This is a genomic window from Piscicoccus intestinalis NBRC 104926 (genome assembly GCF_001515525.1).
Lineage (GTDB): Bacteria > Actinomycetota > Actinomycetes > Actinomycetales > Dermatophilaceae > Kineosphaera > Kineosphaera intestinalis.
Genome location: NZ_BCNQ01000305.1, coordinates 1 through 1070, shown reverse-complemented (window position 1 = coordinate 1070; position 1070 = coordinate 1). Strand labels below are relative to the sequence as shown.

The window sequence follows — 1070 nt, the reverse complement described above, 5'->3', positions numbered from 1 at the left end:
GGACCGGCCGGTGCCGCGCGTCGAGGCGTCGAGGGCTCGGGTCGCCCCGGAGCGGCCGGAGGCCGAGGTGGCCCGCGCGTTCGGGCGCGCGGGTCCGCGGCGCTCACGGGTCTCTCGGTTCTCGCGGGCCTCGCGCGCCTCGCGGGCCTGGGTGGAGCCGGTGCGGCCGGAGCGCTCGCCGCGTCGACCGGCCGAGGGGCCGGTGGAACCCGAGGCGCCCGCCGGTCGCGACGGCCGCCGCTCCCGTGGCGCGCGGGCCTCTCGGGCCTCGCGCGCCGATCCGGTGGACTTGGCGCGGCTCATCGCGTGGTGGCCTCACCGCTCGATGACGAGCTCGCGGACCGGCGCGACGACGCGGACTCCGACGAGGCGCCCGACGACGAAGAAGACGAGCGAGCCGAGTCCGACGAGCGGCTGGAACCGGCGGTGTCCGACGAGCGGCTGGAGCCGGAGGTGTCCGACGAGCGGCTGGAGCCGGAGTCCGACGAAGCGGATCGCGACGAGGACTGCGAACCCGAGGAAGACGACCCGGTGGAGGACGACGACGAGGACGATCCGGGGGAGGCGGACCGACCCGACTCCGAGGTGCGCGCCGACTCCGACGACCTCGACGTCGACGACCCGGCCTTCGCCGAGGAGCCCGACTCCGAGTTCGACTTCGAGTTCGAGGACGAGCCGGAGTTCGAGGACGAGGTCGAGTCGGAGGACGAGCCCTCGGGGGCCTGCGCGGGGGCCTGCGGCACGCCGAGCACCTGGCCGTCGGGCAGCCGCAGGAAGGCCGGCGACGAGCCGGGCACCATGCCGAGCTCGGTGGCGGCCTGGGCGAGGGCGGCCGGGGCCTGGCGGGTGGCGATCTGCTCGTTGAGCGCCTCGGTCTGCTCGGTGAGCACGGTCGACTGCCGCTGCAGGTCGTGCAGCGCGTACGAGCCGCGGGCGAGCTGGATGTTCAGCAGCAGCACCGCGAGCAGTCCGGCGGCGAGCACGACGGAGCACAGCACGACGAACGGCATGCGGCGCGGCGGGCGGGGCGCGGCGGTGACGACCCGCAGGTGCGCGCGGGTGGGGCGCGA

2 protein-coding genes are annotated in these 1070 nt (G+C 76.3%); both read right to left on the bottom strand.

The window, feature by feature from the left end; all coding sequences use genetic code 11:
- A partial coding sequence (locus tag PINTE_RS21390) for a hypothetical protein (RefSeq protein ID WP_217996685.1) occupies positions 1-303 on the bottom strand: 303 nt, incomplete at its 3' end.
- Positions 300-1010, bottom strand: a complete 711-nt coding sequence (gene ftsL / locus PINTE_RS25250) for a cell division protein FtsL (protein WP_505804216.1) — start codon at positions 1008-1010, stop codon at positions 300-302. The genes ftsL and PINTE_RS21390, both read right to left, overlap by 4 nt.
- Positions 1011-1070 lie beyond the last annotated feature (60 nt).

Coding starts and splice junctions, on each gene's coding strand:
- ftsL (WP_505804216.1), bottom strand. CDS start 1,010: ATGCCGTTCGTCGTGCTGTGCTCCGTCGTGCTCGCCGCCGGACTGCTC.